We start from the raw sequence: 6,812 nt of genomic DNA, 5'->3' as shown, positions 1-6,812 counted from the left end.
ACAAGAAGGTCACCGAGATGATCGCGGACTACCACACCGCGCTCGCCCCGCTGACCGCTGACCTGTCCACCGGCCTGAAGGGCCTCTAGGCCCTGTCGTCAAACCCCCTTCTGCTCGGCGACGCCATGCACGCACTCTCGCCGCGCCGGGCACAGGCCCAAGTACGTCCAGTACGAGGGCCTGCGCCCGGCACGCCGAGAGCACGCACCTGACGCCGCCAAGCCGCCCTGCGGGCGACGAAGGGGGTTTGACGACAGGTCCTAGGCCCTGGACCGACCGACCCAACGACTGAACGATTGAACGACCGACCGGCCCGGGTCGGGTCCCGTACAAGGGGTCCCTGCCCGGGGCCGGCCCGGGGCCGTCGGCCCTGTCGCTGGCGAGCCGTCACCCATCGGCTCGTCCACATCTGAGGAGAGAACCAGTAATGCCGTACACCGACGTCATCGGAGCCGACCGCGAGGCCCACGCCAGCAGAGTGGCCATCCCGCGCCGGCTGCTGATGTGCCGGCCGCAGCACTTCGACGTGTACTACTCGATCAACCCGTGGATGCACCCCGAGAAGCCGGTCGACAGCGGGCTGGCGTTGCTGCAGTGGGAGCGGCTGCGCGAGCTGTACATCTCGCTCGGTCACACCGTCGAGGTGATCGAGCCGGTGCCGGGCCTGCCCGACATGGTCTTCGCGGCCAACGGCGCGACGATGGTGGACGGCAAGGTGCTCGGCGCCCGGTTCCGGCACGCCGAGCGCACCGCGGAGGGACCGGCCTACCTGTCCTGGTTCGTCGAGAACGGCTACCAGGACGTGCTGTGGCCGGAGTTCATCAACGAGGGGGAGGGCGACTACCTCCCGGTCGGCCGCCGGATCCTGGCGGGTACGGGCTTTCGCACCGACCAGCGCTCACACGCCGAGGCCCAGGAGTTCTTCGGCGTGCCGGTCACCTCGCTGACCCTGGTCAACCCCAACCACTACCACCTGGACACCGCGCTGTCGGTGCTCTCCGACACCGAGATCATGTACTGGCCCGAGGCGTTCACCCCGGGCAGCCGGGCGGTGCTCGAGGCGCTGTTTCCCGACGCGATCCTGGCCACCGCCGAGGACGCCGCCGCGTTCGGCCTGAACGCCTTCTCGGATGGGCGTAACGTGCTGTTGCCGCAGGCCGCGTCGGGGCTGATCGAGCAGCTCAAGGAGCGCGGCTTCCACCCGCTGGGGGTGGATCTGTCCGAACTCCTCAAGGCCGGTGGCAGCGTCAAGTGCTGCACGTTGGAACTGCGTGACCGCTGAACCGCCCCGAACATCGCTTGGACACCCGCTGGACACCCGCAGGGGAAAGGCCCATCACCGTGACGGATCGCGCTGAACTGACGGCGAGTTTCCTCGACAGCGTGCGCGAGCGCGGCGCTGTCGCCTCCGAACTGATCGGCGACCAGCCGCAGAACGACATGCTGGTCGCCTTCTACAAGAGCAGGTTCCTCTCCCGCCCGCTCTTCCTCGGCCATCAGGAGAAGGTGCGACTGCAGGGCGACCTGGAGAACCTGCACACCGCCCTGACCAGCCTGCCCGAGCGGCTGTTCGGCGGGGACCTGGGCGCCTTCGCCCGGGCGGTCGGGATGGACGACGTCCAGGTCTCGGCGATCCTGCGCAGCCGGGGCGCCGCGGTGACCAAGCAGATCCGCGCGGACATGTACGTCGACGAGTCGGGCTTCAAGCTCCTCGAGTACAACATGGGCAGCGCGCTGGGCGGCGTCGACGTGGGCGAGATGTCGCGGGCGCTGCTGGAGCACCCGCTGATGGGGGAGTTCGCCGACAAGCACCGGCTGACCTACGCGGATCCCACCACCGAGAAGCTGCACGACATCGTGGCCGAGTCCGGCTTCGCGCCGGATGACGACCCGGTGGTGGTGATCGTCGACTGGCCCTCCAGCTACGTCGACCTGGCGCCCTACGTCGCCCTCGTGGTGGACCACTGGCGCACCCGCGGGATGAACGCGCACGGCTGCCACGTCGGCGAGTTGGAGGTGCGCGACGGCGCCGTCTGGCTCGGCGAGCTGAAGGTGGACATCATCCAGCGGCTCTTCCTGATCGAGGACCTGCTGGAGTCGCCGCAGGCCGCCGCACTGCTGGACCCGGTGCTGGACGCCGCCGCGGCCGGCCAGGTGAAGATCTTCACCCCGATGGACTCCGAGGCCTTCGCCAGCAAGGGCGCGCTGGCGATGCTCTCCGACGAGCGCAACCGCCACCTGCTCACCGAGCAGGAACGGGTGAGCCTGGACCGGATCCTGCCGTGGACCAGGATGCTGCGCGCGGGGAAGGTGACCCTGGAGAACGGCGAGCAGGTCGAGATGCTCGACTACGTGCTGGCCCATCAGGAGGACCTGGTCCTCAAGCCCACCCTGCTGCACGGCGGTCAGGGCGTGCTGCTGGGCTGGGAGGAGCAGGTCAGTGCGCAGATGTGGCGCGAGCAGGTCACCGCTGGTCTGGACGGCCCGTACCTGATCCAGCGCCGGGTCGATCCGCTGCCGGAGTACTTCCCCGATGAGCGGGGCGAGTTGGTGCCCTGGCTGGTGGTCTGGGGGATCTTCGGAGCGCAGCGCGGCTTCGCCGGCATCTACGCCCGTGCCACCACGTTGGAGTCGAGGGCGGGTGTGGTGAACACGGCCAGTGGCGCTCATGCCGGCACGGGCCTGCACGAGTTGGGTCCGGACGAGGAGGTCTGAGGGGCGCGAGAGGGCCGTCCACCCTCCGGCGGGCGGGCGGCTCCTGCGCCCGGCCCGGACTCAGTTGCCGGCGCCGAGGCCGGACATGAACGCGGCCGGGTACCAGTCGCCGCGTGCCGCACCCCGCGGCACCGCCTTCTCGATCTCGGCAAGGTCGTCCGCGCTGAGGCGCAGCTTCATCGCGGGCAGCGCCTCGGCCGGCCGCTCACGGGTGCCGCGCCGACCAGCGGCACGATGTCCTCGCCGTGCGCGGCCACCCAGGCGATGGCCGGCGGTGGACGGTGGCGTCGTTCGCGTGGGCGCCGGGGAACTCCTCCACTGCCGCAGTCGCGGCAGCGCCGACGGCCAACGCGTGCAATCCTGTCAGCCCTCCTGCGTCACCGAGGCCAACGAGTGGGGCACGCTCACCTCGCGGCCCTCGCCCCCGCCGGACCGTACGTCAACCACCCCCTGGCTGCTGCGACTCCACCTCCCGAGAGCCGAACCTGACAGCCGGCCTGGTCGTGGGGCGCGTGACCGCATACCGAGCTGAAGAGGTGTTCGGGCCGGAGCCCCGCTCCGGACGCTCTCCCCAAGCCGGGAAGGGACATCGGATCGGTTCGGGCCGTAACGCCTTCGGAGCCGCTGCCCTGGGCAGCGGTCAATACCCTGTGGGTCAGTATCGCTTGATGGCGGTGATCCAGGCTTGATTGGCCTGGGCGACGCCGACCCATGAGCCCGGCCACTGGCGGGCCGGGGCCCCGTTGTCGGTGCGCCAGTTGGCGATCTCCAGAAGCAGCGCCGAGTTAAGGTTGGCGATGCCGAGCTCGCCTCGGTCGCCAAGCGTGCCGACGTAGTTCCGGTGCTGATTCCCGCCCCAGGTGCAGTCCCATTGACGAGCCGGCGCTCCAACGTCGGTGCGCCAGTCGGCGATCTCCAAGCATTTACCGGAGTGGACGTTGACCAGGGTGCTGGACGTGGGGTTACCGAAGCCGCCGCCGATGGCGGACGCGGGGGTGGCCGGCAGGACGGCGGCCAGCGCGAGTGCGGCGCCAGCGACAGCCGCGGCCGCACGGGCACGAGGAAGGGCGTTGTGGATGGTCAACGGACAGGTCCCTTGCACGAGAACGGGGGCAGGGGAACGGAACAGGGGGGCGTGCCGCGCCCGGATCCGCGTCGGCCCGGGCCCCGGCACAGTACTGGCGGGCCCGTCCCCCTACGGCCCGGACACGTACCCGGACCGCCGACGTGCGTGAACATACGCGGGCGCGCGTGACACCGGGCCCACGTGCTGATCAAGGTTGGGTATAGCCGCTGAGAACTCACCGATTCTTGGAGCGAGGGTCTTGGCGCTGGCGCCGGGCGGGACCCGAAGGTAGGCGACGGGCACCTGGCCAGGCAGTGGTCCGTTGCGGGCCGCTTCGACCAGGTGGCAAGGCGCGGCCGACCTCCAGCAGGGTTGGTGGGTCTTGCCGGTGGTGGGCCCTCGATCGGCGGTGCGATTTCTCGCTGTGGTGTCAGTGATGGTGAGAGTCGGTAGTGCTTTCCGGGGCGGTGGTCCAGGTTTGCTGGTCAGGCTGGTCGTGCTGTGGGTGGCAGTGGTCACGGGTGACTGTCGTTGGGTGAGAGACCAGCGCTCCGTTTTGCTGACGTGGGTTCTTTGTCTGACCCGCACGTGGCGCTGTCCCGGGTTCGAGGGATTTGATGCCGCCGCTGGTGGAACGCCGCTTTGATCGCTGGTATGGGAGAACACGGCGACGCTGGTGGGCGTGTGGGCCGGGGGTTGCCGCGTGCGCTGGTTGTGCGGCGTCTGGTGGAGCGTCAGGAGGCCGGTCACGTCACGGTCCACCCCACGACGGGGGCGACCAGCGACTGACGCGGCCGTCAGCTCACCTCTGCCTGCCACAAGATCAATGATGGGCGCGGTCCTGGCCCTGATCGGGCGCGGGGGGCCGGCACGAAGATGCTCAGTCGGTAGGTGATCGCGCCACTTCGACTCGTCTCGGGTCTCGCAGAGCACCTCCCAGCGGCCCGCGTCGGGCGCGAAGCGAGCGGCAGCCCGCCGCATATCGTCCCGCCGCTGACGCTTTCTCTTCCGCTGCCCTGGCATCGGCTCAGCATTGCTGGCTTCCACCGCCACAGCAAGGCCATGACCCATCGCCCAGGACCAGCACGCCGCTGATTATGTGCCAGACACGTCCTGACGCTCCCAGGCGTCCGCTGTCCGTAGATGACACGCCGCTCACGGCTTCAACAGCAGGTATTGCTCTCCACGCTGTCGCGGGTACGGATACCAGGCGGTCGATGTCGAGGTTCTTGGAGTTGGTGAGAGTCCTGCCGTCGTCCGGGCTGGCCCAGAAGCCTGTGACAGCCTGGCACTTGTCGTTGTGGACGACGCCCTGGCCCTCGCGGGCGGGAACGACCTGCCGGGTGTCGGACGCGCGGTGCTTTCCGGGTCCAGTGCGGGACCTTTCGAGCAGGGCCCCAGCAGGCAGCCCTCGGTCCAACTACTCGGCGCGCTGGCCCGGGCGTTGCGCCTGTCCGACCACGAGCGCGACCACCTCCACCTGGCCGGCCACCAGCCCCCACCCGCCGACAAGGTGGCCTGCCTGGCCCGCTCCACGCCGACCGCGAGACCAGCGCGTCACCTCGGACACCGCGCCCGCCCAGAAATCCACCCTGCGACGGCGCACGGCCGACCAGCGGCGAGCGCCGATCCCGGCGGGGCATCCACCCGGCGGGCGCCGACAACGCTGCACAGTCGCACGGCCGGTGCGAGCGGCCTGGTGGATGTTGGTGGGGGTCCCTGTGGGCCGGGTGGGCGGCTGGGTGGGTGGTGGCGTCATGAGCGTTGTGGTGATGGCTTCTCAGGTACGGGTGCGCTCTCGCTCCCGTGCCAGGACCGCGGCCCTGTGCGGGGCTGGGATCAGGTCGGGCCTGAGTTCGGCGCCGGCCCGGTGGTGCCGCGCGCTGTTCCCGCTCTCTCCGCGGCCGGTCCACGGCCCGGGGCACCTTTACTTCCAGGAGTGTTGACGTGTTCGATGACGTGAATGCGGGTGCGCCCGGCGCGGTCCCCGGTGCGCCGGTCGGCCGTAGGGTTGTGCGACGTTCGATGTCGGTGTTGCTGGCGGCGTGTCTGAGTGGGGCGGGGTTGACGATGCTGACCGCGACCCCGGCCGCGGCCGCAGCCCCTGTACCGGGCAGCGCACCGCTGTTCATCGTCGACACCAACAACAATCGGGTGGTGGAGGTGCCGGCCGGCGGCGGCACCCAGACCACCGTCGTCACCGGCCTGAGCCACCCGTTAGGGGTGGCGGTGGACGCGGCCGGGGATGTCTACATCGCCGACGCGTTCAACAATCGGGTGGTGAGGGTGCCGGCCGGTGGTGGCACCCAGACCACCGTCGGCACCGGCCTGAGCCTCCCGTCCGGGGTGGCGGTGGACGGGGCCGGGGACGTCTACATCGCCGACCAGGGCCGCAATCGGGTGGTGGAGGTGACGCCCGGCGGCACCCAGACCACCGTCCCGACCACCAACCTGAGCAACCCGGTGGGGGTGGCGGTGGACGCCGTCGGCGACGTCTTCATCTCCGACACCAGCAACAATCGGGTGGTGAAGGTGACGCCCGGCGGCACCCAGACCACCGTCGGGGCCACCAACCTGAACGTCCCGACTGGGGTGGCGGTGGACGCCGCCGGGGACGTCTACATCGCCGATCAGAGCAACAATCGGGTGGTGAAGGTGACGCCCGGCGGCACCCAGACCACCGTCGGGGCCACCAACCTGAGCAGCCCGGACGGGTTGGCGGTGGACGGAGCCGGGGACCTGTTCATCGGCGACAGCGGCCACAATCGGGTGGTGGAGGTGACGCCCGGCGGCGCGCAGACCACCGTCCCGGCCACCAACCTGAACGTCCCGTCCGGGGTGGCGGTGCCGCCGGCGCCGGCGGCCCCGTCCGGGGCGAGCGCGAGTGCCGCGGGCGCTGGTCAGGCGACGGTGTCCTTCACCCCCAGCACCTCCGCCCATGTCACCGGTTACACGGTGACCGCCACCGACACCACCAATCCCGCCAACGGCAGCCAGAGCGCGCAGGGCGCCGGCTCCCCGTTGACCGTGA

General features: G+C 70.3%; 4 protein-coding genes and 2 pseudogenes. 4 read left to right on the top strand and 2 right to left on the bottom strand.

Annotation, left to right across the window (positions count from 1 at the left end; translation table 11 throughout):
* Nucleotides 1-427: 427 nt before the first annotated feature.
* Both ddaH and ABH937_RS37930 read left to right on the top strand, forming a co-directional pair.
* On the top strand, nt 428-1,282 hold the full coding sequence (gene ddaH, locus ABH937_RS37935) for a dimethylargininase (RefSeq protein WP_280694988.1): 855 nt from the start codon (nt 428-430) through the stop codon (nt 1,280-1,282).
* A 59-nt stretch (nt 1,283-1,341) separates the two neighbouring features.
* Complete coding sequence (locus ABH937_RS37930; protein WP_370220835.1) at nt 1,342-2,715, top strand: hypothetical protein; 1,374 nt, start codon at nt 1,342-1,344, stop codon at nt 2,713-2,715.
* 60 nt (nt 2,716-2,775) lie between these two features.
* Here ABH937_RS37930 and ABH937_RS37925 read toward each other — a convergent pair.
* Nucleotides 2,776-2,984 (bottom strand): annotated as a pseudogene (locus ABH937_RS37925) (aldo/keto reductase); the annotation flags it as partial.
* 386 nt (nt 2,985-3,370) lie between these two features.
* Entirely contained in the window at nt 3,371-3,799 is a 429-nt protein-coding gene (locus tag ABH937_RS37920; RefSeq protein WP_280694986.1) for an RICIN domain-containing protein, read from the bottom strand.
* A gap of 1,318 nt (nt 3,800-5,117) precedes the next feature.
* On the opposite strand from ABH937_RS37920, the pseudogene ABH937_RS37915 reads away from it, so the two are divergent.
* Nucleotides 5,118-5,315: pseudogene (locus ABH937_RS37915) on the top strand (transcriptional regulator); the annotation flags it as partial.
* A gap of 536 nt (nt 5,316-5,851) precedes the next feature.
* The coding region (locus ABH937_RS37910) for a hypothetical protein (protein WP_370147080.1) at nt 5,852-6,812 on the top strand (961 nt) is incomplete at its 3' end.

It is taken from the genome of Kitasatospora sp. GAS1066B (genome assembly GCF_041262605.1).
Classification (GTDB): domain Bacteria; phylum Actinomycetota; class Actinomycetes; order Streptomycetales; family Streptomycetaceae; genus Kitasatospora.
Note: the sequence above shows the minus strand (reverse complement) of the source record. Positions and strands in the feature narration are given on the sequence as shown.